The sequence below is a fragment of the Marinomonas sp. GJ51-14 genome (assembly GCF_055808695.1).
In genome coordinates, this window is the sequence record NZ_CM147879.1 from 2,461,910 (window position 1) to 2,486,373 (window position 24,464).

The window sequence follows — 24,464 nt, forward strand, 5'->3', positions numbered from 1 at the left end:
TTTTTTTGAAAGGATTGATTGATGAATAAAGTAAAAGTAGCCTGTGTTCAGATGTCAGTTGGTACTGATTTTCAGGCCAACTTAGATAATGCCGTGGCTCAAGTAAGAGAGGCGGCAGCTAACCAGGCAAATATTGTACTTTTACAAGAGCTCTTTATGGGGCCGTATTTTTGTATTGATCAAAAGCCTGAATATTTTGATTGGGCACAACCGATTAATGACAGCTTAGCTATTCAAACTATGAGTGCACTCGCTAAAGAATTGGGTGTGGTTTTACCAGTTAGCTTCTTTGAGCGTGATGGGAATGTGTTTTATAACTCTCTTGTTATGATTGATGCAGATGGGGAGGTGCTTGATCTCTACCGTAAAACTCATATTCCTGATGGACCAGGTTATCAAGAAAAGTATTATTTTACGCCAGGTAATACAGGTGTAAAAGTTTGGGACACAAGGTTTGGCCGAATTGGGTGTGGTATATGCTGGGATCAATGGTTTCCAGAGTTGGCTCGAGAACTTGCGTTGAAGGGAGCTGAGCTTATTTTTTACCCTACTGCAATAGGTTCTGAGCCACCTTATCCGGAATTGGACTCTAAAGACCATTGGCAAAGAACTATGCAAGGTCATGCGGCTGCGAATATGGTTCCTGTTATAGCTGCAAATCGAGTTGGACGTGAAAATGGTGAGAATAGTTTTATTCAGTTCTACGGCTCTTCTTTTATGACCGACGAAATGGGCGCAATTAAATGCGTTGCAGGTAGAGATGAAAGTACAATTTTGTATGCTGAGTATGATTTAGCCTTTATTCGTAAAGCTCGCCAATCTTTCGGATTGTTTCGAGATCGTCGCCCTGATCAATATCAAGCCATCATCTCAGGGGCTGGTTCTACTTGGGAAAAATAGATGGCTAGTGGATTGGATTAAATGGCTAGCTTAAAAAAATGCCCGCCGAAATAGGCGGGCATAAGCTTTCCATATCCTTATTGATCAGGGGATACTCTCAATAAGGGAGATCTTATTGCACTTGGCTATTTTTAAATAGCCTGACTATTTTTAAATAGTGCACTGTTTGCTCTGACGGTTATCTACAGCGAACCAAATACTCAGTCCTTAGAGTTTGTTAAATACATTTGCCAGCATAGATCTATCCAAATAAACTTTGAACATTAACTATAGTCTGAGATCTTGATAAGTGTGAATATAATCAACTAGATTTTTTATTATCAAAATCCAATCTATCCATTTTAGAGATCCAATGAGCGTATTTAGTTCCCCTCAAGAGCAATCTTATTTTGCCACTATGTTGTCAAGTAAACTGATGTTAGATGATCCTATTCATTACATGATGGCAGCCAAGGTGCGTGAGTTGGCAAGTAATCAGCCTGATTACCTTGGTTCAGAAAGCAGCTCTGGTGAAGTTGGTTTTCTAGTGATTTACTGGAAAACGAAGCAAGCGGCAGAGAAATGGCTGAATCATGATATGCAACGTCGATTTTTATCCCTAGGTGAAAATTTTTGGTACGAGGAATATTCGGTAAAGTTATTTGAAGTGTTAAGTGAGATGCCGTTTAAAGCAGATGCGCCAAGTTTATATGCTTCACGCTTCCCTCGAATTGTGACAAAACGAGGGGTTTTAAAAGTTTTGGATGAGTCACAGGCTGGTCTTTTGCATGACTATGTTAATCAAGAAAAAACATTCTTAACACCGTGGGAACCAACTAGAAGCGAAGGTTATTATTCTCTCGAAACCTGTTTGTTGCGAGTACGTGAAATGCGTCGAGACTTTTTGGAAGATAAAGGTGTGGTGCTTTGCCTTCTTTCACCCAATGAAGATAAGATGCTCGCCTATAGTAATTACTCTAATTTTATTCGAGGTATCTGCCAAGTCTGTAATTTGGGTTACAGTTTACGAGAAAGTCAGCAGGGTAAAGGAATGATGCATGAAACTTTGAGTGCAGGTGTCGAGTATGTTCAAAAAGAACTTAATATCAGCCGTATACAAGCGAGTTATATGCCGAGAAATGCAAGAAGTGCTGGGGTATTGGAAAAAATGGGTTTCGAGAAAGAAGGTATAGCAAAAGGATATTTAAAAATTAATGGTGTTTGGGAAGATCATATATTAACAGCACTGACGGTACGAGAGGGCGATTAATGCTTCACGGTCGGTTGTTACCTGTTAAGTAGAGGTTTTTGGTTTCTTTAGCAAAAGGACGCGTCCTTTAGTTTGTTGTGAAGTGGTGATTGAAAGTACAGTTATACTTTCTTGGCTTGGATTAAAAATGGCTCTTGGTACTTTTTGCTGAATTACCTTGCCTAAATCGGAGCATTTTTCTGGTTGTTTTCTTTCATCAGCAATATAAATAGTGCCACTCAATGGGAGGATATATTGGGTAGCAGTTTTTTGATAATAAAGGGTTTCAGAATATTTGGGAGGGTAGAGTTCAAGAGAAATACTCTCAGACTGACTTTGCCATAAGGGCCAGGTTTTAATGTGGCTTCTGCCTAGTATTGATTCAACCGTACCTGATGAAACCTTCTGTAATAATCCTGATGTTAATCGGTTTGTTGTTTCCTTTAAACGGATTAAACATAATTCTACAGAAGGAGAGAGTAGAGTTAATGTACTTGTTGTAAGAGCTTCTAACCAAATGCCTTGATGCTTTTTTAATGCTATTTCTTGTTCGTTTTGTTCTGAGTTTTGTTGAAGGTATAATTCGCCCTTCATGATAAAAAGGAAAGTATGATTTGGGTGATGGTAAAAACGAGTCGGTGTGGCATCTTGAAATAGGTGTTCATGTGCAATAAATAAATCATCCTGCTGATGGACAATAATACGTTCACTGGATTCCCCAAGGCTATAGTGTATTGGGTAGTGTGTATTTTGATCAGATAAGTTCACTATAGTTGTCCTTTTTGATTATCCAATATATTGAAGCACGAGATTGGTGTCCTTTCCATGATAATCTTATAGAGAGTGTTGCAGTATGTTGCGATCTTTCTTTATAGTTGATCCCATAATACTTTGTGAAATTCGCATGTATCAATAATTTGTACATGTAAATGATTGTAGAAGGAAGCTTTCTTGAGCGAGTTGTCGAATTTTGAGTCTAATGAAACCCTTTCATTAAAAGACTACACAGAAAAAGCGTATTTGAATTATTCCATGTACGTGATTTTGGACCGAGCTTTGCCGCATATTGGCGATGGTTTAAAACCGGTTCAACGACGTATTGTTTATGCGATGAGTGAGTTGGGGTTAAAAGCCAGCGCTAAGTATAAAAAATCTGCTCGTACTGTTGGTGATGTACTGGGTAAGTTCCATCCACATGGCGACAGTGCTTGTTATGAAGCTATGGTGTTGATGGCTCAACCTTTTTCGTATCGTTATCCATTGGTTGACGGTCAAGGTAACTGGGGCGCACCAGATGATCCAAAATCATTTGCAGCTATGCGTTACACCGAATCTCGTCTTTCAAAATACGCAGACATTTTATTAAGAGAAGTTAGTCAAGGTACGGTTGATTGGATTCCTAACTTTGACGGTACCTTGCAAGAGCCAACGGTTTTACCTTCTCGTCTTCCTAATCTGTTGTTGAACGGTACGACAGGGATTGCTGTTGGTATGGCAACCGATATTCCACCTCATAATTTGCGTGAGATTGGTGGCGCTTGTATTCACTTACTTAACAACCCAAAAGCAGAATTAGAAGATTTACTTAATTTCGTTCAGGGGCCTGACTTTCCAACAGGCGGTGAAATTATCACGCCTAAAAGCGATATTGTTAAGTTGTATGAGACCGGTAAAGGTCAAATCAAGGCGAGAGCACGATTTACGGTAGAAGAAGGCGAGATCGTTGTTAACGAATTACCTCATCAAGTGTCGGGCAGTAAAATATTAGAGCAAATAGCAGCTCAAATGCAGGCGAAAAAATTGCCGATGGTTGTTGACCTTCGTGATGAATCTGATCATGAAAACCCCACTCGATTGGTTATTGTTCCAAAATCAAACCGTGTCGATATTGACTCTGTTATGACACATCTTTTTGCGACAACGGATCTAGAAAAATCCTACCGAGTTAACATGAATGTTATCGGTTTGGATGGATTGCCTCAGGTTAAACCATTAAAGAATTTCTTATCTGAATGGTTGCGTTTCCGTATAAATGTTGTTCGTCGTCGTTTGCAATTTCGTCTTGATAAAGTCGTTAGCCGTCTGCATATTTTAGAAGGTTTATTGATTGCCTATCTAAATATTGATGAGGTTATTGAGATTATCCGTACGGAAGAGAAACCTAAAGTTGAATTGATGGCTCGATTCGGTCTGAGCGATGCTCAAGCAGAATCAATCCTTGAGTTGAAATTACGCCACCTTGCGAAACTTGAGGAAATGCGCATCAAGGGTGAGCAAGATGAACTTGAAAAAGAGCGTAAACATTTAGAAGGTTTGTTGTCTTCTGATCGTAAGTTGAAAAAACTTATTACAGATGAAATTCAAGAAGCGATTGATTTGTTTGGTGATGATAGACGCACTCCGATTGTGGCTCGTAAAGAATCTCAAGCATTTAGTGAAGAAGACTTATTGTCTAATGACCCAATTACCGTAGTTATTTCCAAACAAGGTTGGATTCGTGCAGCGAAAGGCCATGACATTGATGTTCATGGTTTAAGTTATAAATCAGGTGATGAATTCTTAATCAGTACCAAAGGACGCTCAAATCAAACTTTGGTTTTATTGGCTTCTAATGGTCGGACCTACTCAATCAAAGCCCATTCTTTACCTTCCGCTCGTGGACAAGGTGAGCCTATTACCGGACGGATTTCATTAGAAAAAGACGCAACCATTGTGTCTGCAGTTCTGGATAATGAAGAAGCCCATTACTTGATCGCAAGTGATGCGGGTTATGGTTTTGTTGCTCAACTTAAAGACCTGTATGCAAAAAATAAAGCGGGTAAAGCAACCTTGAGTTTACCAAAAGGTGCACAAGTCATGACGCCTATGTTTGTGCAAAGCCCAGAAAAAGGTCGAGTTATTGCCATATCAAATGAAGGACGTATGTTGGCATTTGACGTAGCTTCTTTACCAAAAATGGCAAAAGGTAAAGGTAATAAAATGATCAGTATTCCAACTGCGCGTGCGGCTGATCGTGAAGAATTAATGGTTGCTATGGCATGTATTCAACCTGATGATCTTTTAACTGCTTATGCAGGTAAACGCTTTATGTCTTTTGTTGAGAAAGATTTAGAGGAATATCTTGGTGAGCGTGGTCGAAGAGGCTTAAAGCTTCCTAGAGGCTTCCAACGAATAGACTACCTTGAAGTTAAAGTTGGTGAAGGCAAGCTAGTCAAAATTGATGATACGCCTAAACAAGATTTATTTTAAAAATAGCTAAATGATCATTGTGGTCATAGACTTGTGAGTTAGGCCACAATGATCGTCTGAATATACCTTGAGTATAGAATACTCATAATGTGAAGTGGATTCGCGACCAATAAGAGGAAACGAAAATGAAAGGCAGTCAAAAAGTAATTGATAGTTTGAATGCATTGTTGGCTAATGAGTTAGCTGCAATCGATCAATATTTCATCCATTCACGTATGTATGATGATTGGGGCTTAAATAAATTATATGAGCGCCTTAATCATGAAATGGAAGAAGAAACTCAACATTCAGATTGGCTTATTAAACGTATCTTATTCTTGGAGGGTGTTCCTTGTATGACTAAGCGTCGTGATTTGCTAATTGGCTCTGATGTGCGCTCTATGATGAGTAATGACTTAACTCTTGAGCTTGAAGTGGTTACGAGTGTTCGTAGCGCTATTGCGGTTTGTGAATCCGAAGGCGATTATCAAACACGAGAAACATTAGAAAAATTATTGTTTGATACAGAAGAAGATCATGTTTATTGGTTAGAGCAGCAGCTTGGGCTAATGGAAAAAATAGGTATGCAGAATTATTATCAATCACAGATGGGCAATTAAGGGGATACTTTATGAAAGGAGATCGTGAGGTTATTGCCAGTCTAAATAAAGTATTGGCAAATGAGTTGGTTGGTATTAACCAGTATTTTCTTCATGCACGTATGTTTAAAGACTTTGGTTTTAATGCATTAGATAAGGCGGATTATAAAACATCAATTCAAAAAATGAAAAATGCGGATCGTTTGATTGAGCGCGTTTTGTTTTTGGAAGGTTTGCCAAACCTCCAAGACTTAGGTCGTTTACGCATTGGTGAAAACAGTGAAGAAATGATTTCGGCAAACATGGAGTTTGAATTGGACACGCTTCCGGTTTTGAAAGCAGCCATTGATTTATGTGAACAGAAACATGACTTTATGAGCCGTGATGCGTTAGAAAAAATATTGGAAGAGCAAGAAGAACAGATTGATTGGCTTGAAACTCAACAGCATTTGATTAGTGTTTCTGGTATCGAAAACTATCTTCAGTCTCAAATGTAACTCTATAGATATGCTTATTTAAGCAACTTGATATTGAGTTTCAGCTATTTTGATAAGTTCATTATTGAGTACTTTTTTTGCGCACTGGCAACACTTACCGCACTGACTGCCAATGCTGTGTTCTTTATATAAGGCACGCATGGTGGTCGCCCCTTCTTGTATAGACGCTTTAATGTCTTTGTCTGATACCTTGTTACATATACAAACGTACATAAATGAAAATCACTCGCACTAATATTCTATTTCTCCGATTCTATTTTTAATGTGAATGATTATCAATAGATAAAAATTTATCTATTTTTATACTTTAATAGTTTTTCTTGTAAAGGTTTTAGAAGAGAGTTAAATGATCAGAATTTAACTCTCTTCTAAATAGTTAGGAAAGAGATTAGATATCTTTTTGAGCTATGTCAGTAAGAACTTTTAAGAAAGATTCAGGGTCATGGGCACCATGAACCATGAACTTATCGTTAATCACATAGGTTGGAGCGGAATTGATATCTAGGCTACGTAGATGGACCAATTTCTTTTCTGTAATAGATTGGGCTTTGTCACTTAAGGCGTATTCAATATCCGTTTGCTGCATACCGATACTTAGGGCGATTTCCTCAAGAATGCTTTTTAAGCCAATGTCTTTGCCGTTGGTAAAATAAGCGTGAAACAAGGCGAGAACAAAAGGTGTTGCTAAATTGGCCTTTGTCGCAGCGAGCACAAACTGATGCGCCAGTTTAGTATTTGGTACACGATCTTTTTCAGAGAAATTGAACTGTATTCCTGCTTCAATACCAACTTGTTGTAAAGCATGAGTTGCTTCGTTTAGCTTTTCTGGGCTGCCAAATTTTGCACCTAGATAAGTGTCACGATCAGCTCCTTCTATTGGCATATCTGGGTGTAATTCAAAAGGTTGCCAGCGTATATCAATGCGGTAATCATCACCTAATTGCTCGATAGCTTGTTTGAGGCGTGAATAGCCTAAGTAACACCAAGGGCATATTACATCTGAAATAATGTCGATACGTAGATCGGCCATGTTTTCTCCTGAACAATTTATATTGAATAATAGATATTTAGTTAACGCTTAAAGCGATGCACTGGCTAATCTCTGTATAAGATCGGCCGCTTTCTTTGTGCCAATGATTAAAGGCTGCCTGAGCAGCTTTCCACGCTGACTGAGTATCTCGACCTGTACTGATTATTTCATGTAAGCGCAGATAGCCTTCAACATCTTTGGTCAGCATAAAGGTGTCTTTACCCATGGCTCTTAATGTATAAGGCCCTGTGTTTCCACCAAGTCGAGCACCGTTCTTTTTCAAATAAGCCCATAACCCAATAATATTGTCGCTAGGCCAATCCGCAATAAAGCGTGCAAAAGAACCGTGCTTTATCTGACAATCACTGATCATAAGAGCATTTTCTCTTATCGTCATGACTTTGCCAAAATGTCTAATAATTCGTGTGTCTTTGGCTTTTTCTTCCCACATTTCATTATGAATAAGAAGCATTTTCTCTATGTCGAATTTAAAGAAAACTTCTTCAAATCCAGGCCATTTATTGCGGACAACTTGCCAGCTGATTCCAGATTGAAAAACTTTTTGTGAAAACGCTGCTAGCCATCTGTCGTCTGTGTGTTGGCTTAATTCATTTGAGCTTAATGGGTGAGAAAGCCTTTGTTCAAGGTGTTTTGGTCCACCATGTCGCAGTGCTGCACGATCATAAATGGATTGGAAGAGTTCGTATTGCATCTTGGACTCCTGTTTTGTTGAGCGCAGTTTATCATAAGCCTTGCTTTATATAATGGATCAAGCGTGTATCTTGTTCGGTATTTTAGTGATTGAAACCGTCAGTTTGTCTTATAATGCTTGCAAATGACTTAATCGAGAGAAGTGGAATGACACATTTAAGCGTAAACCTGAATAAAATTGGCTTGCTCCGTAATTCTCGAGGAAGAGATTACCCAAATTTAGTAGATATGGCAGAGCGTACTCTCAATTTAGGTGCGTTTGGTATTACTATTCATCCAAGACCTGACCAGCGACATGCAACATATCAAGATGCACATGATGTGAAGGAACTGCTGAAACGTTTCCCAGAAGCTGAGTTAAACATTGAGGGCTTTCCTGATGCTCAGTTTTTAGATGTTGTTTTGGAAGTCGAGCCCGATCAATGCACACTTGTTCCTGATGATCCAAATCAGCTAACTTCTGATCATGGCTGGAATATTGCTCGTGACCAAGATGCCTTGCGTCCAGTGATCGCTAAACTCAAAGCCAAAGGTATTCGAGTCGTTTTATTTATGGATCCGGATCCTGAAAACATGGCGTTGGCAAAAGAAATAGGTGCCGATCGCGTTGAGTTATATACAGAAGAATATGCTAATGCGTTTGGAAAAGTTGGGTTTGAAGAGGTTCTTGAAAATTATCAAAATGCAGCACAAGCTGCTTTAGACGTTGGTTTGGCTGTGAATGCTGGACATGATTTAGACTTGAATAATGTGCAGGCTTTATGTTCGCCAGGTAGAATTATGGAAGTGTCTATTGGCCATGCATTGACTATCGAAGCGTTAGATTTAGGTTGGGATAATGTAGTTAAGGCGTACCTTGCTAAGTTAGTTTAATCTATAGCGATCAACTTGGTCATAATCGATGAAAATAGAAAAAAGAGCGCATTGCGACGATTGTTGTTTTTTAGCTGTGCAGTGTGTTTGCCAATGGATTCCTAGGTTAAAGACAAGGTTAAAGGTGTTGATCCTTCAGGATCCTAAAGAGGCTAAGCATGCTAAGAATACAGTCTCTCTTTTATGTTTAGGTTTGCCATCTATTCGGTGTATTTCTATTGATGATAGGAACCTATTGGAAGGTGCTCTGTCTCAATTAGATACGAGTAAATGGCGATTGGTTTTTCCATGTGATGATGCGATACCTGTTGAATCTATGAATAGGGCATCGGTTTCACAAATAGAAGGTGTTATCTTGTTGGATGCAACTTGGAGAAAAACCAAAAAAATGTATTTAACAGAGCCTTTGTTACATGATTTTAGAGCTATTACTTTTTCTCAAGCACCTGTAGGGCAGTACATTATTCGTAAATCACCTGATGATTTATCCGTGTCTACGTTGGAGGCATGTGCTTACGTTGTTGAGCAAATTACTGCAGATAATATGCAGCCTTTACGTGATTTTATGGTTGCAGCCCAAGAGTGGCAGTGGCGAAAACAACCACTTAAGCATCGGCATTCTAATTAAATAAAGAGACTGACCTTAATGAAGAACCAAACAGAAATTGAAGCGGCAGTATTACGTCGTCTTTTAAAGCATTTAGATGATAATAAGTCAGTGCAGAACATAGATTTGATGAACTTAGCAGGTTTTTGTCGTAATTGCCTAAGTAAGTGGTATATGGCAGAAGCAGAGAAGCAAGGTACTAAAGTTGATTATGATGAGGCTCGTGAATATGTTTACGGTGAACCTTATGAAGATTGGAAAGTAAAATATCAAGCAAAAGCAACGACTGAACAGCTTGCAGCATTTGATGCAAAGTTCCAATCTAAAAAGTAATTTTGAAGTGAAGAAACGATCAAGTTCGTTTTTTTGCTTTTTTAGAGGTTCGAAGCGTTTTGTGTGCGTGCTTCTTATTGTGTTGTTTATACCGCAATGGTGGTTATACGCTGACGTCTCTAGTAAATATCAAAGATTAGCCAAACAAGCTGGGCTGGTATATGGCGCTAATGCTGAAAAGCGTATCTTAGCCTGGCGTCGTCTTATTGAAAATAGCCGATCTCTGTCCGTTGTTGAGCAACTAGTTCAAGTAAATAACTTCTTTAATCAGATGGAGTTCGTTGATGATGACATCTTATGGGCAAAAGAAGATTATTGGGCAACACCTATTGAGTTTTTAGGTATGCAAGCCGGAGACTGTGAAGATTTTACCATCGCAAAGTATTTTACCCTTCGAGAGCTTGGTGTACCGGATGAAAAATTACGTTTAGTTTATGTTAAGGCCTTAACTTTGGATCAGCATCATATGGTGTTGGCTTATTACCATAAACCAACCTCGGTTCCAGTCTTGCTTGATAATATTGATAAAGAATTAAAACCAGCGTCAAAACGCCCCGATTTATTGCCTATCTATTCTTTTAATGCCGAAAACTTGTGGCTTTCTAAAGAAAAAGGGCGTGGCTTGTTGGTAGGTGGCTCATCACGTTTGAGCTTGTGGACAGACTTAAATAATCGACTTGATACGATTACAAATTAGGAGACATTGAATGACGCTGTTCCGCCAATTAATGCTGACAATTATTGCTATATTCTCATTGATGCTGGTCGTTGTTATGGGGATTAATTTCAACTCAACAAAAGGTTATTTAATCGGGCAATTAGAGTCCACGGCTAACGATTCGGCGACTTCATTAAGTATGTCCGTCTCAGATTTTATGGCGCTGGAAGATTATGCTGCGGTAGAAAGTAGTATCAATGCTGTTTTTGACAGCGGTTATTTCTCGGAAGTAAAGATCCATGCTTATAGCGAAGATCGAGAGATTGTTCGCTCAACTGAAGTTAAAATAGAGGGTGTGCCAAATTGGTTTATTAAGCTAATCGATTTTGATGTCCCTGTTGCCAGGGCTGTGATATCCAATGGATGGAATGAACTTGGACAAGTCTATATTACTGGTAATGCCGGTTATGCTTGTCATCAACTCTGGCTTGCCACTCGAGATTTATTAATCTCTTTTTTCATTATTGGTGCTGTTACGCTTATTTTAGGCAGCATTGCATTACGTTACTTATTTAAGCCTCTAGTTGAACTTGAGAAGCAAGCGGAAGCAATACAACAACGTCGTTTTATTAAAACAATTAGTGTGCCAAAAACGCGAGAGCTTAGATCGGTAGTGCTTTCTATGAATCGTATGGCTGAGAAGCTTGAAAAAGAGTTTGCGTCAGAAGTTGAAACAGCTCAATGGCTGCAGGCAAAAGCCTTTAAAGATACAGTGAGTGGTTTGGGTAACCGAAGTTACTTTGAAAGTCGTATGAAGTCTCATTTTGCAGAGAGAGAGCGTGGTATTGATGGTTTGGCTCTAGTGAGTCTGGCGGATTTGGCAAAACTCAATAATGAAAGAGGCTATGACTCAGCGGATATGTTTATCCAATCTGCTGCAGATATATTAGCGAGAAAGGTCACATCGGTATCTTCTCTGGCTACTGTGGCTCGATTGTCTGGCGCGGACTTTGTGTTGTTGGTTCCAAATATTGATTCTCACCAGCTTAAGCTGGTTGTTGATGAGATTATGTCTGAATTGGTTGATTTAAATACGGCGAGTATTAGTTATTCAATTTCTGTGGCGAACATAGGCGCAGTTATGATTGATGGGGATGTTGACCGTTCTAGTGCTATGTCACAAGCGGATGCCGCTTTACGAGAAGCAAAACGTGAAGGTATTAATACCTGTAAAGTTTTTGATCTGAAAATGGGGCAAACTGCTGCGATTAGCCGAACTATGTGGAAAGGTATTTTAGAGTCAGCAGTAAAGAAGCAGTTATTTGGTCTTAAAAAACAAAAAGTAGTGACGTTAGGGGATACACCTGTAACGCTACATGAAGAAGTTTTTATGAACTTGGAATATGATGGAAAAAAATATCATGCTGGTTATTTCATCGGGTTAGCTGAGCAGTTTGGCTTAGGAAGTGAAATTGATCGTGTGATCATTGGAAAGGTTATTGAATACATTAAATCGAAAAAACTTGAGTCGCCACTTACCGTGAACTTATTAGCTTCGTCTTATGCCGAGCCTAATTTTATTGCGTGGCTAAATAAAATATTAAGCCATCTTCAACCTGACGAAAAAAGTAAACTGATGTTTGAGGTTTCTGAATCGGGAGTGTTAGCAGAAGAAGAGCAGACCAATAAGTTAGTTGAAATGCTGAGAAGCCAAGGAGTGCTATTTGGTATAGATGGTGTTGGTAAGCAATTCTCAGCCTTCCAGTACTTACAAACACTTATGCCAGACTATGTGAAGGTAGACTCTTCTTATACTCGTATGGCTGCTGGTAAGGAGTCTGAATCCTTCTTTATGCATACCTTATGTAGAATGTTTAATAGTTTAAACATAGAAGTGATTGCAACAGGTATAGAGAATCAAAAGCAATTTACCTCATTAGAGCGATTTGATGTGGCTGGTGGCCAAGGATTCCTCATTGGGCGTGCGCAAGATATGTAATCTTTGTCACATATCTTGCGGTGAAATGGCATTAGTTGACTAAGCCTTCTTAATCTTAAGATGTTTTTAAATTAAGGCGTCGTCTTCGGTGTCTTTGTCATGGTTTATATCAACCATTAAACTGTCATCATGACCATTATGGACACCACGAACCCATTTCCTGCTTAGTAATTTTTTCTGTGCCGGTAAAGGTAATTCTGTAAATTGAATCAAACGTTTCTCTGATAGGAGATCTATTAAATCTTCTAGAATACGCATCATGTCTATATCAGAGCTTGTCAGCATTTCTTGTGTGCTGGTGCTTGATTCCGAAAATTTACGTTCTAATATGCTAGCAACTGTCGGTTCGTTGGGGGCAACTAATAACGTATATTCCTCTGATTGCGATGTGGCAACATCAAGGATTTCACCGCTTTCATTGACCTTTGCATATAACATATTGTTTTCCTTCTATGTTTCAATTTGTATTGAACAGTGTAGTTCGCTTCCCATCTTACTTAATAAACACTATTCTAGACCAGAATCATCGTATTGTGATTTGTAAATTAGATTTTAGGTAGTTTAGGAGAATATAGAGTATGTCTGACTCTGATCGCCCAGAACAGAACTCTTCGTCACCTGTAGCAAATGATTCCCAGGACGATATTGAAATTATTAATGGATCAACAGAAGAATCTTCAGAAACACCAAGTGAAGAAAATACCAGTGAATTCAATAAACAGTGGGACACGCAAAGCGCAGCGTTAGACTATCCTAACCCTCTTTTAGACTGTCTAGTTTTATTAAGTAAATACTTCCACAACCCTTACACCGCCGATGGTATTGCAGCCGGTTTACCTATTACCGACAATGCCATGACCCCAGAACTTTTTAAACGAGCTGCCAAGCGTATTGGAATCAGTGCTCGTTTTGTTAAACGACCTTTACACAAAATACCAGACATGGTACTGCCCTCGGTTCTTTTATTGAAAGACAAGCAAGCTTGTGTATTGCTTGAAATAGACAGAGCGAAAGGTACAGCAAAAATATTTCGTCCTGAATCTGGCGAAGGCGAAGTCATTGTATCGTTAGATATTTTAGTTGAGTCATTTACTGGGTATTGTTTTTTTGTACGTCCTCTGTATCAATTTGATAAACGCTCTGAAGCCAGTGATGATAAAGCTAGTAAAAAAGGTCATTGGTTCTGGGGAACCATTGCAAGTTCATGGCGTATTTATCGCGATGTGTTTATCGCCTCGTTATTGATCAATCTCTTTGCGGTTGCAAGTCCTTTGTTCGTGATGAACGTTTATGATCGTGTGGTTCCAAATAATGCCTTTGACACACTATGGGTATTGGCTATCGGTGCTGCTGTCGTTTATCTATTTGATTTCTTATTGCGGACACTACGAGCATATTTTATTGATATAGCAGGTAAAAAATCCGATATCTTAATATCGGCGGCTATTTTTTCAAAAGTGAATAATATCACTATGGCATCTCGACCTAAATCGGTTGGGGCCTTTGCTAAAAACCTTCAAGAGTTTGAAAGCATACGTGATTTTATTACTTCTGCTTCGATCACGACCTTGGTTGATATTCCGTTTATGTTTTTAATCATAGGTGTTATATGGCTAATTGGAGGGCCTGTTGGCTACATTCCTATTATCACAATCGCGTTAATTATTCTTTATAGTATTATTATTCAAATTCCATTAAGACGCTCAATAGAAGAAAGCCAAAAAACAGCCTCACAAAAAAATGCAGTTTTGATTGAAAGCCTCTATAACGCAGAAGGTGTTAAGCTCAATAATGCAGAAGGTGTATTACAGACGAAATGGGAAAATGCAGTAGGTAATATCGCAGATTGGGGTGTTAAAACTCGCCAGCTTTCTCAATCCTGTTCTTCTTTTGCAATGGTTGCTCAGCAATTAACAACAGTCATTATTGTTATTGTTGGTGTGTATCAAATTTCCGAAGGCTTAATGAGTATGGGGGCCTTAGTTGCTGCTGTAATGCTCACGGGGCGGGCTCTTGGTCCCATGGCTCAAGTCGCAAGTTTGGCTACCCGTTACAATCAAGCAAAGTCAGCTTTTACTTCTCTAAATGAAATTATGGCTTCTCCCGTAGAAAATCCTGAAGGCGTAAAATTTGTTCATCGTCCTTCATTTAAAGGTGATTTTCAGTTTGAAGGAGTAAATTTTTCTTACCCAGAACAAGAGCAGGCAGCGGTAACCGCCATCAATATTAATATTAAACAAGGTGAGAAAGTTGCCATTATTGGGCGAATCGGCTCTGGTAAATCTACTCTTGGAAAGCTGATGACTGGGCTTTATACGCCAAGCAGTGGTGCAATAAGGATTGATGGTGTCGATATTCGACAAGTAAATCCAACGGACCTACGTAGAAACGTTGGGTCTGTATCACAGGATGTGAATTTATTTTATGGCTCAATTAAAGACAACATAGTAATGGGTGTTCCTTATATGGAGGATGATGCCATTATCCGTGCTGCAGACTTATCAGGGGTATCTGAATTTGCAAACCGTAAACCGAGTGGTTTAGATAGCATTGTTGGTGAGCGTGGGGTGTTGTTGTCTGGTGGGCAAAGACAAAGTATTGCGATTGCTAGGGCGTTATTGTTTGACCCGCCGATTTTAATTTTGGATGAACCAACCGCGTCGATGGATAACACAACAGAGTCTAGAATGAAGCGTCGTTTAATAGACGGTTTAAAAGATAAAACACTGATATTAATTACTCATAAGGCTTCTATGCTAGATATGGTTGACCGAATTATAGTTATGGACAATGGTCGCTTAATTGCAGATGGTCCAAAAGCACAAGTTCATGAAGCACTTCGTCAAGGTAAGTTGAAGGTCAGTTAATTATGAGTGATAAAAATACGATTTCTCAGCATGATTTAGAATACCTGACAGACCGTAATGCGGCTTTAATGTTAAAAACACCGCGTGGCGGGCGAATCATTTTATGGGTGATTTTTACCTTTATTGCATCAGCTTTAGTCTGGGCGAATTACACTTCCCTTGATGAAGTTACTGTCGGTGAAGGTAAGGTTATTCCATCGAGTCAAGTACAACAAATCCAGAACTTGGAAGGTGGTATTCTAAAAGAAATTAATGTTCAGGTTGGACAAGTAGTTGATGGTGGTCAAATTTTGATGACCATTGAGAACACCGAGGCCTTATCTTCTCTGCGAGAGCAACAAGCAGAATATGTTAACTTACACGTGCGTGCAACGCGTTTACAAGCAGAATCTTACGGTCTGGTTCCTGAGTTTGATGCAGATATAGAAGCTGAATATCCCTTAGTTGTAAAGCGCGAGCTCGATTTATACAACAATCGATTGGATTCCTTACGTACTAATCAAGTGAGCTTTCAGCAACAAATAGAACAGAAAAAACAAGAAATTATCGAGCTGCAAGCAAAGCTAGATAATTTAAAGCAAAGCTATGGGTTTTCGAAAGAGGAATTGGATTTAACACGACCAGCTTTTGAGCAAGGTGCGATTTCTAGGGTTGAACTTCTGCAATTAGAGCGCCAAGTGAATCAATTACAAGGTGATTTAGAGGCAACAGAATTAGCTATTCCACGAGCGCGTTCAGCACTTAGAGAAGCGCAAAGCAAATTAGAAGAAGGTGAAGCCAAATTCCGTGTAGATGCCCAAGAAGATTTAACGGGTGTGCGTAGTAAACTTGATCAATTAAGAGAAACTAGTGTTTCTTTAGAAGATAAAGTATCGAGAACGCAAGTTCGATCACCAGTGAAGGGGATTGTTAAACAAATTCAAATTAATACAGTAGGTGGTGTTATTAAGCCTGGTATGAACTTGATGGAAATTGTTCCTATTGAAGATTCATTGTTGATCGAGGCTAAAGTTCGTCCAGAAAATATTGGTTTTATTCAACCTGACTTTAGCGCTGTGGTGAAACTTTCAGCTTACGATTTTGCTATTTTTGGTGGTTTACATGGTGTAGTTGAAAATATCAGTGCGGATACTATCTTAGATGAAGAGGGTAATAGTTTTTATCTGGTAAGAGTCAGAACTGATAAAAACTACTTAGGTACTAAAGAGGCCCCTTTGCCTATTATTCCAGGTATGCAATCGACAGTAGATATAATTACAGGCAAGAAAACTTTATTAGACTATTTGCTTAAACCTATTTTGAAAGCCAAGCAAAATGCGCTTCGTGAAAGATAGTTACAAAAATAATGTAAGTTCTATGAATAGTTACAAAAGTTAACATTTTACTTTTATTTGTTAGATAAAATGTTTATGTCGTATTTGATGAGACGAGACTTATTTTGAAAATACTGTGTTGGAACACTGACGAAGCTGTATGGAAACATTGGAACCAAGTAATTAACGCCAATGATTTTCTAGAGCGCGTTGAAAAGTTTGACGATTTACATAAATCTCTTCAGAAAACATCATTTAAATACTGCTTTGTTTACTTAAGTGATGATGCTTTTTCGAAAAAAGTCGAGGACGTGGTTTCTTTATGTCTAGATTTTCCTAATCAAAAAATTATAGTGTTTCCTAATCAGTCTAGCCAGCAAGCTGCATTACGACTTTTTTCTGTTGGTGTAAGTGGTCAATGTGCGCCTTATATTGGGCGTGAACAATTAGATTTGGTTTTGTCTGTTGTTGATTCTGGTGAGATATGGGGAGGAAAAACCTTTATTCAGCAGCTGATTCTTCAATCAGCAGCAACAGCGATGAATGTTCAGCATAATGATTTAGAAGATTTGTCAGAGCGTGAATTGAGTGTTGCTCAGTTTATTGCGAAAGGTCTATCAAATAGACAAATTGCTGTTGAGATGAGTATTACAGAACGTACTGTAAAAGCACATTTAACCTCCATCTTCAAAAAGACCAACACCAAGGACAGGTTGGCTTTAGGCTTGTTGGCGCAAAGTAATGATCAAACGCTCTGATTTGGTTCTTTCAAGATAGGTGGTTGCACCTATTTTGTTCGTTATTCTTTAGTCGATTAGAAATCCTTCGATCCTTTCTTCAATTAAAGCCTTTTGATAGGGCTTTTAGTTGTCTTTATTTTTAATACCAGTGTTTCTTAATGGCGCATATTTTGCAGTTATCTAAGTGTATTAGTCGCTTTTTTAAGAGAATGCACCATGACAGAGCCCCCGCAAAAAGAATTAACAGTGATGATTGTTGATAATGAACCTGCCCGAGCAGCCATTGTTGAACAAGCAATGACTGACAGTGGCTATCGTGTCATTAGACGGCTTGAAAACGCTAAAAATCTAACGGAAGCTGTTAATCAATATCAGCCAGATATGGTTATTATTGATATTGAATCTCCTGATCGTGATATGTTGGAAAACATGTCACGTCTTACCCAAGATAACCCTCGTCCTATTGTTATGTTTGCCGAAGAAGATGATTCACGACATGTTGAGGCCGCAATTAGAGCAGGCGTCAGTGCCTACGTCGTTGATGGCGTTAATAGCGGAAGTGTAAAAGCGCTGTTGCAAGTTGCTATTGCACGGTTTCGTGAATTTCAGGCGCTTAGGTCTGAATTAGAATCGGTAAAAAGCCAACTGGAAGATAGAAAGCTTATAGATAAAGCGAAAGGTTTAATTATGAAACATCAACAATGTGATGAACCCGCTGCCTATAAAGCATTAAGAAAACTGGCTATGGATCGCAGTCAACGTATGACAGACGTTGCCCGAAATATCATATCAGTAATGGATCTAATGGGAGGTGTAAAGTGAATCTACTGAAAGAAAATTCTATTCTATGTGCGCCTGTTCGCATTGGTTTTATTCCCTTAATTGATTGTGCACCTTTTGTGATAGCAAAAGAAAAAAACTTCTTCGCTCATGAAGGTGTTGATGTGGTGCTTTCGAAAGAAGCTTCTTGGGCAAGTATTCGTGATAAGGTCGCGTTTAACGTGTTAGATGGGGCTCATATGCTGGCTTCAATGCCGATTGCTGCCACTTTAGGAATAGGTACGATTAAAAAAGCAATGCAAACCAGCTTTACGGTTAGTCATAACGGAAACGGCATAACCATTGGTAATGCTTTATATGATCAGCTTCAAGATTATTCAGATTCATCTGCTGATATTCGTACCGGTGCAGCACTTAAAAAATTAATCGATAGTCGTGATGGACAAGCTGCGCCTTTGCGTTTTGCCATTGTTTACCCTTATTCGTCGCATAATTATCAATTACGAGATTGGCTAAGTCGTGTTGGAATTGATCCAGACAATGATGTGCAAATTACAGTTGTGCCTCCGGTTAAGATGCTTGATGCATTAAAATCTGGCGAGATAGATGGTTATTGTGTTGGTGAACCTTGGAACAGCCTTGCGGTTGAACAAGGTGTTGGTCATATGTTGGTAACCGGTTATGAAATTTGGGGGAGTACACCAGAGAAAGTGTTCGGTGTGAATTCTGTGTGGGCAGAGCAAAATGAATCTGCTCATTTGGCGATTATTAGGGCGTTAGAGAAGGCTTGTACTTGGGTCGATAATGAAGAAAATCAGACTGAGTTATTAGGCATATTAAGTCATCCAGATTATTTAAATTGTACGGTTGAACAATTGGTTTATGGTTTTAGTGTTATTAAGCCAAAAGGTCAGTTTGATTGGCCGATGGAAGCGTATCAGCGTTTTTCAGGTAGTGAAATTAATAAACCTTTACCAAGCTATGCTTTGTGGATCATGGCACAAATGTACCGTTGGCAACAATTAGGGAACCTTGACTCATTAAACCATGTGGCTGAACAGGTTTATCGACAGGATCTCTATTACAAAGCGTTAAACCTTGATGTTGAAAAAGATCAAGCTTGGCGCCTTTCTTCTGTAGAGGAATCTGAGTGGTTAGGCGCCGTTTCTCGAGGTGAGATTCGTTTAAATGCTGGAGGTATTTTAAAAGGGTTTGATAAATAACGTGGTTTTTTATGGTGCGCAGTGCGTAAGAAATGCGCAAGAACCGTAGGGCTATATATGCTTATCTCTCTCTTTTTTTATATGGTTTTTATTAAAATTTATATAAATCAGTGTTTTACCTTCATTGGCATAGTCTGTGCTTTGATTTAAATATACATTTTGGTGAAGTTAGCAATGACGCTTAACTGTCACCCACATTATTAACAGTTCAATGTAGAGCTGCTTATGAATGGCAAAGGCGCCTGCGAACACATTTATTGTGATTCGCATGCGCCTTTTTTGTTTTTTTACGTTTCACAAGTGGAGCATAGTTATGAACATGAGATCTTTGAAAACGGTTTTATCTTTGCCGGAGCTGGCACATTCAACTAAAAAAGTAGGTGTTTCTTTATTAGTTGGTTCTGTACTTCTATCCGGGATTGCTCATGCAGAGCTTGGTTACCCAGAGAAAGAAGAGCTTAAATTTGGGTTTATAAAATTAACCGACATGGCACCACTAGCGATTGCCTATGAAAAAGGGTATTTCGAAGATGAAGGTTTGTACGTCACCCTAGAAGCGCAGGCGAATTGGAAAGTATTGTTGGATCGAGTGATTGACGGGCAGCTTGATGGTGCTCATATGTTAGCTGGGCAGCCACTTGGCGCGACCATTGGTTACGGAACAAAAGCACACATAGTGACGGCTTTTAGCATGGATTTAAACGGTAACGGTATTACTGTATCTAATGATGTTTGGGCTGAAATGAAAAAGAACATTCCACATAGCGCGGATGGCAAACCGATTCATCCAATCAGTGCGAGTGCTTTAAAACCTGTTGTTGATGGTTATAAAGCAGAAGGTAAGCCTTTCAAAATGGGGATGGTTTTCCCGGTCTCTACTCATAACTATGAATTGCGTTATTGGTTAGCAGCTGGAGGTATTCACCCTGGCTACTATGCGCCAGCGAAAGGCGATACGAGCGGACAAATTGATGCGGATGCATTGCTTTCTGTAACGCCACCACCGCAAATGCCAGCGACAATGGAAGCCGGAACGATCCACGGTTACTGTGTGGGCGAACCTTGGAATCAGCAAGCTGTGTTTAAAGGCATTGGTGTTCCAGTAATCACTGATTACGAAATTTGGAAAAACAATCCAGAGAAAGTATTTGGTGTGAGCAGTGATTGGGCAGAAGAAAATCCCAATACACACATTCGTGTTGTTAAAGCTATGATTCGCGCGGCGAAATGGTTAGATGAAAATAACAATGCAAACCGTCCAGAAGCAGTAGAGATTCTATCTCGTAGTGATTATGTCGGTGCTGATTACGATGTGATTGCTAACAGCATGACAGGAACATTTGAATATGAAAAAGGCGATAAACGCGAAGTGCCTGATTTCAACGTGTTCTTCCGTCATAACGCAACTTACCCTTATTACAGTGATGCGATCTGGTACTTAACTCAGATGCGCCGTTGGGGACAAATTGCTGAACCTAAGTCTGATGAATGGTTTATGAAAACGGCGAAAGACGTATATCGTCCAGATGTTTATGCACAAGCCGCCAATGCTTTGATTGAAGATGGTTTGATGGTGTCATCTGAGTTTCCTAATTTCGACAAAGAAGACGGCTTCAAAGCACCACAAAGTGACTTCATCGATGGTGTGACGTATGACGGTAAAAAACCGAATGACTACTTAAAAAGCTTTGAAATTGGTTTGAAAGGCAACGACCAAATATAAATAAAGGAATGATAAGGCGGTCATATGACCGTCTTATTCAGTTAACTAAGCGAGACACAACATATGAATATACCAAGCTTATCCATCGCGTCACTGAAAGAAAGGGTTGAAAGCTTTTCGTTGAAAAGTTTGTTGCTTCCACTCTTTGGCATCTTAGCTTTCGTTTTGTTATGGCAAGTTGGAGCAAGCCGAGTTCATACGTCTTTGGGTGAATTTCCAGGGCCGGCTGTTGTATATGAACAGTGGAATAGTTTAGTGGCTGAACACCATAACGAACGTGTAAAAGAAGATAAGTTCTATGAGCGCCAAGAAAAACGCATTGAAGCTAGACAGGCAAAAGATCCTAGTTATGAAGGTAAGTTGAGAGCCTACACAGGTAAACCTACCTTTTTTGATCAGATATTTACCAGTTTATATACCGTATTAGCCGGTTTTGGCTTGGCAAGCTTGATTGCTATTCCACTAGGTATTTTGATTGGCCTGAACAGTTCTGTATACAGTGCACTGAATCCAGTTATTCAAGTATTTAAACCTGTTTCTCCTCTCGCTTGGTTGCCTTTGGTCACCATGGTCGTTAGTGCGAGTTATGTGTCAGATGATCCTATGTTCTCAAAATCTTTTCTAACTTCTATGTTCACTGTGACCTTGTGTTGCATGTGGCCAACCTTGATTAATACCGCAGTTGGTGTCGCCGCCGTTGAAAAAGACTTACTGAATGTGTCTAAAGTGTTGCGCCTTAACTGGATGACTCATGTTACCAAGATTGTGATTCCCTCAGCGATACCTTTGATGTTTACCGGACTTCGTTTGTCACTGGGTATAGCTTGGATGGTATTGATTGCGGCAGAAATGTTGGCGCAAAACCCAGGCTTAGGAAAGTTTGTTTGGGATGAATTTCAAAATGGCAGTTCCAATTCGTTAGGTCGAATCATGGTCGCTGTGTTGATGATAGGTTTTATCGGTTTTTTATTAGATAGAGCCATGCTGACGGTTCAGCGTTTTGTCTCTTGGGATAAAACACAAGTTCTTCGTTAATAAAAGATACGTGAATTGGAGAGTAGCATGTCGACACATTTAGATATTAGTAAAGTTTCTATCGAATTTCCAACGGCGAAAGGGTCATTTAAAGCGCTTGATAACGTCAGCTTGAAAATTGAAAAAGGGGAGTTTGTCTCCTTAATTGGTCACTCTGGTTGTGGTAAATCAACGGTCTTGAATATTGTTGCAGGTCTTTATGATGCCACTGAAGGCGGTATTTTATTAGACGGAAAAGAAGTAAAAGGCCCTGGTCCAGAGCGTGCTGTAGTGTTTCAGAATCATTCTTTATTACCTTGGTTAACGTCTTACCAAAATGTTGAGTTGGCGGTTAAGCAGGTATTTAAGAAAACCAAATCGAAAAAAGAAATGCACGAATGGATCATGCACAACTTAGAGCTTGTTCATATGACTCATGCTGCGGATAAGCGTCCTGATGAAATATCAGGTGGTATGAAACAGCGTGTGGGTATTGCCAGAGCGTTGGCTATGGAACCAAGTGTGTTGCTGATGGATGAACCCTTTGGCGCCTTGGATGCACTCACACGAGCTCATCTTCAAGACTCCTTGATGGAAATCCAAAAAGATCTAAATAACACAGTCATTATGATTACCCATGATGTGGATGAGGCTGTGTTGCTGTCGGATCGTATTGTGATGATGACCAATGGGCCAGAAGCGACCATTGGTGAAATTCTAAAAGTGGATCTAGAACGTCCTCGTGATCGTTTGGCCTTGGCGAATGACCCGAAGTATGTAGATTATCGAGCACAAGTACTGACTTTTTTGTACGAGAAGCAACGTAAAGTTGAACCTATTGTTGCAGACAAAGAAAAGAAATCTGTAACTCACACCAACAAAGTTGCTAATGCTTAACATCATGCAATCTTTTCCTCGCGTTCGCATCGTTATTATTGGAGCTGGAATGGCTGGTTCTAAGTTGGCAAACGATTTGCTAGAAAAGAAGGGTATGAGTTATGACATTACTTTGATTGGTGAAGAAGCCCAAGTGGGCTATAACCGCATCATGTTGTCTTCTTTACTAGCGAATGACATTACAGATAAAGATATGTCATTGGTTGATATCGATAAAATGCAAAATGAAGGGATTCGAATTATTGCAGGTGACCCTGCAATCAACCTAGATCTTGAGTTAAAAAAAGTGTTGTTGGCAAGCGGTAAGAGCCTTGTTTATGACAAGTTAATACTCGCAACCGGATCTCGTGCAAGAATGTTGCCCATTAAAGGTGCTTCCGCACCCAATGTAATGGGTTTTCGAACTTGGCAAGATGTTGATGTCATGACAAAAATGAAAGAGCCACAGCCAGTGTGTGTTATCGGTGGTGGTTTGTTGGGGCTTGAGGCTGCAGTTGGTCTAGCGAAGCGTGGTCATAATGTCACTGTATTTCATCGTTCTGATTGGTTGTTGAATCGACAGCTAGACGCGGAATCGGCTGAACTCTTGCTAACCAGACTCCAAGGGATGGGAATTAACTTTCGACTAGGAGAGTCTCCATCTTCGTTTTTGCAATCAGAAGAGGGTCGAGTGAATCAGGTTGTTTGTAAGAATGGTGAGCAATTAGAAACGCATTTAGTGGTGATGGCCGCAGGAATTTCACCAGAAATAGCATTAGCGAAAGCAGCAGGTCTAGAGACAAGCCAAGCTATTTTAGTTGATCAATCTATGAAGACGTCAAACTCTGATGTTTTCGCATTGGGCGAGTGTTGTGAATTTGATCAACAAACGTTTGGATTGGTCGCACCGATCTGGACACAGATTAAAGTGTTAATGGATGTGTTGAGTGGCAAAGGGGCTTGCTTTGCAATTGAGCCAACACCAACCAAATTAAAAGTATCTGGAGTGAATCTTTTTTCAGTTGGAAAAATTCAACCGACACAAGACGATACTTGCATCCTTTTTAAGGATATCGAAGCAAATCATTACCGCAAACTGGTAGTCAACGACGGCTTACTGGTTGGGGCAATTCTTTATGGCAACGTCGCCGATGGAAGCTGGTATTTCCAGCTAATTCAAAATAAGACCAATGTCTCTGACATGCTTGAACTACTGGTTTTTGGTGAGGCATATTGCCGTCCAAAAGTAGCTTAGGTAATCCGTT

24 protein-coding genes are annotated in these 24,464 nt (G+C 39.5%); 19 read left to right on the forward strand and 5 right to left on the reverse strand.

The features are described from left to right. Positions 1-21: 21 nt before the first annotated feature. On the forward strand, positions 22-900 hold the full coding sequence (gene aguB / locus AC0L3Y_RS11835) for an N-carbamoylputrescine amidase (protein WP_473463262.1): 879 nt from the start codon (positions 22-24) through the stop codon (positions 898-900). Between the two features lie 352 nt (positions 901-1,252). Then, complete coding sequence (locus AC0L3Y_RS11840) at positions 1,253-2,149, forward strand: GNAT family N-acetyltransferase (RefSeq protein WP_473463266.1); 897 nt, start codon at positions 1,253-1,255, stop codon at positions 2,147-2,149. A 24-nt stretch (positions 2,150-2,173) separates the two neighbouring features. On the opposite strand, the gene AC0L3Y_RS11845 is transcribed toward AC0L3Y_RS11840, so the two are convergent. Beyond that, on the reverse strand, positions 2,174-2,896 hold the full coding sequence (locus tag AC0L3Y_RS11845; protein WP_473463270.1) for a hypothetical protein: 723 nt from the start codon (positions 2,894-2,896) through the stop codon (positions 2,174-2,176). Positions 2,897-3,079: 183 nt separating this feature from the next. Here AC0L3Y_RS11845 and parC point away from each other — a divergent pair, with 183 nt between their 5' ends. The 3 genes from parC (at position 3,080) to bfr (AC0L3Y_RS11860) (ending at position 6,452) form a co-directional block, all read left to right on the forward strand. Next, complete coding sequence (gene parC / locus AC0L3Y_RS11850) at positions 3,080-5,377, forward strand: DNA topoisomerase IV subunit A (RefSeq protein ID WP_473463273.1); 2,298 nt, start codon at positions 3,080-3,082, stop codon at positions 5,375-5,377. Positions 5,378-5,502: 125 nt separating this feature from the next. Further along, positions 5,503-5,976 (forward strand): bacterioferritin, encoded by a 474-nt coding sequence (gene bfr, locus AC0L3Y_RS11855; RefSeq protein ID WP_473463278.1) that lies wholly within the window; start codon positions 5,503-5,505, stop codon positions 5,974-5,976. Between the two features lie 11 nt (positions 5,977-5,987). Next, positions 5,988-6,452 (forward strand): bacterioferritin, encoded by a 465-nt coding sequence (gene bfr, locus AC0L3Y_RS11860; RefSeq protein WP_473463282.1) that lies wholly within the window; start codon positions 5,988-5,990, stop codon positions 6,450-6,452. Positions 6,453-6,470: 18 nt separating this feature from the next. Here bfr (AC0L3Y_RS11860) and AC0L3Y_RS11865 read toward each other — a convergent pair whose 3' ends face one another. The 3 genes from AC0L3Y_RS11865 to AC0L3Y_RS11875 all read right to left on the reverse strand — a co-directional run bounded on the left by AC0L3Y_RS11865 (position 6,471) and on the right by AC0L3Y_RS11875 (position 8,194). Further along, the gene (locus AC0L3Y_RS11865; RefSeq protein ID WP_473463286.1) at positions 6,471-6,665 is read right to left on the reverse strand and encodes a (2Fe-2S)-binding protein; all 195 of its coding nucleotides are present in this window, start codon (positions 6,663-6,665) and stop codon (positions 6,471-6,473) included. Positions 6,666-6,840: 175 nt separating this feature from the next. Next, positions 6,841-7,482 carry a DsbA family oxidoreductase gene (locus AC0L3Y_RS11870; RefSeq protein WP_473463291.1) on the reverse strand — a complete coding sequence of 214 codons (642 nt, stop codon included), beginning with the start codon at positions 7,480-7,482 and terminating at the stop codon, positions 6,841-6,843. A gap of 37 nt (positions 7,483-7,519) precedes the next feature. Continuing rightward, positions 7,520-8,194: a DNA-3-methyladenine glycosylase I gene (locus tag AC0L3Y_RS11875; protein ID WP_473463295.1), complete on the reverse strand. Its 675-nt coding sequence runs from the start codon at positions 8,192-8,194 to the stop codon at positions 7,520-7,522. Positions 8,195-8,340: 146 nt separating this feature from the next. On the opposite strand from AC0L3Y_RS11875, the gene AC0L3Y_RS11880 reads away from it, so the two are divergent. From AC0L3Y_RS11880 to AC0L3Y_RS11900, 5 genes are all read left to right on the forward strand, one after another. Further along, positions 8,341-9,066 (forward strand): pyridoxine 5'-phosphate synthase, encoded by a 726-nt coding sequence (locus tag AC0L3Y_RS11880; protein ID WP_473463300.1) that lies wholly within the window; start codon positions 8,341-8,343, stop codon positions 9,064-9,066. 28 nt (positions 9,067-9,094) lie between these two features. Next, the gene (locus tag AC0L3Y_RS11885) at positions 9,095-9,694 is read left to right on the forward strand and encodes a tRNA-uridine aminocarboxypropyltransferase (RefSeq protein WP_473463305.1); all 600 of its coding nucleotides are present in this window, start codon (positions 9,095-9,097) and stop codon (positions 9,692-9,694) included. A gap of 18 nt (positions 9,695-9,712) precedes the next feature. Continuing rightward, positions 9,713-10,006, forward strand: coding sequence for a DUF1244 domain-containing protein (locus tag AC0L3Y_RS11890; RefSeq protein ID WP_473463310.1), 294 nt, complete (start codon positions 9,713-9,715; stop codon positions 10,004-10,006). Between the two features lie 67 nt (positions 10,007-10,073). Further along, complete coding sequence (locus AC0L3Y_RS11895; RefSeq protein ID WP_473463315.1) at positions 10,074-10,703, forward strand: transglutaminase-like cysteine peptidase; 630 nt, start codon at positions 10,074-10,076, stop codon at positions 10,701-10,703. 10 nt (positions 10,704-10,713) lie between these two features. Further along, entirely contained in the window at positions 10,714-12,663 is a 1,950-nt protein-coding gene (locus tag AC0L3Y_RS11900; protein ID WP_473463320.1) for an EAL domain-containing protein, read from the forward strand. Positions 12,664-12,729: 66 nt separating this feature from the next. On the opposite strand, the gene AC0L3Y_RS11905 is transcribed toward AC0L3Y_RS11900, so the two are convergent. After that, positions 12,730-13,101, reverse strand: a complete 372-nt coding sequence (locus AC0L3Y_RS11905; RefSeq protein WP_473463326.1) for a hypothetical protein — start codon at positions 13,099-13,101, stop codon at positions 12,730-12,732. 140 nt (positions 13,102-13,241) lie between these two features. On the opposite strand from AC0L3Y_RS11905, the gene AC0L3Y_RS11910 reads away from it, so the two are divergent. The 9 genes from AC0L3Y_RS11910 (at position 13,242) to AC0L3Y_RS11950 (ending at position 24,454) form a co-directional block, all read left to right on the forward strand. After that, a complete protein-coding gene (locus tag AC0L3Y_RS11910; RefSeq protein WP_473463330.1) occupies positions 13,242-15,530 on the forward strand; it encodes a type I secretion system permease/ATPase in 2,289 nt (762 codons plus the stop codon). A 2-nt stretch (positions 15,531-15,532) separates the two neighbouring features. Next, positions 15,533-16,864 carry an HlyD family type I secretion periplasmic adaptor subunit gene (locus AC0L3Y_RS11915; protein WP_473463335.1) on the forward strand — a complete coding sequence of 444 codons (1,332 nt, stop codon included), beginning with the start codon at positions 15,533-15,535 and terminating at the stop codon, positions 16,862-16,864. A gap of 104 nt (positions 16,865-16,968) precedes the next feature. Continuing rightward, positions 16,969-17,601: a response regulator transcription factor gene (locus tag AC0L3Y_RS11920; protein WP_473463341.1), complete on the forward strand. Its 633-nt coding sequence runs from the start codon at positions 16,969-16,971 to the stop codon at positions 17,599-17,601. 198 nt (positions 17,602-17,799) lie between these two features. Beyond that, positions 17,800-18,405: an ANTAR domain-containing response regulator gene (locus AC0L3Y_RS11925; protein WP_473463346.1), complete on the forward strand. Its 606-nt coding sequence runs from the start codon at positions 17,800-17,802 to the stop codon at positions 18,403-18,405. Further along, complete coding sequence (locus AC0L3Y_RS11930; RefSeq protein ID WP_473463351.1) at positions 18,402-19,586, forward strand: CmpA/NrtA family ABC transporter substrate-binding protein; 1,185 nt, start codon at positions 18,402-18,404, stop codon at positions 19,584-19,586. The genes AC0L3Y_RS11925 and AC0L3Y_RS11930 overlap by 4 nt, the downstream gene beginning before the upstream one ends. Before the next feature lie 313 nt (positions 19,587-19,899). Then, a complete protein-coding gene (locus AC0L3Y_RS11935; RefSeq protein ID WP_473463356.1) occupies positions 19,900-21,309 on the forward strand; it encodes a CmpA/NrtA family ABC transporter substrate-binding protein in 1,410 nt (469 codons plus the stop codon). Between the two features lie 63 nt (positions 21,310-21,372). After that, positions 21,373-22,344, forward strand: coding sequence for an ABC transporter permease (locus AC0L3Y_RS11940; protein WP_473463362.1), 972 nt, complete (start codon positions 21,373-21,375; stop codon positions 22,342-22,344). A gap of 27 nt (positions 22,345-22,371) precedes the next feature. After that, positions 22,372-23,220, forward strand: a complete 849-nt coding sequence (locus tag AC0L3Y_RS11945) for an ABC transporter ATP-binding protein (RefSeq protein ID WP_473463367.1) — start codon at positions 22,372-22,374, stop codon at positions 23,218-23,220. Positions 23,221-23,224: 4 nt separating this feature from the next. Further along, positions 23,225-24,454, forward strand: a complete 1,230-nt coding sequence (locus tag AC0L3Y_RS11950; protein WP_473463372.1) for an NAD(P)/FAD-dependent oxidoreductase — start codon at positions 23,225-23,227, stop codon at positions 24,452-24,454. Positions 24,455-24,464 lie beyond the last annotated feature (10 nt).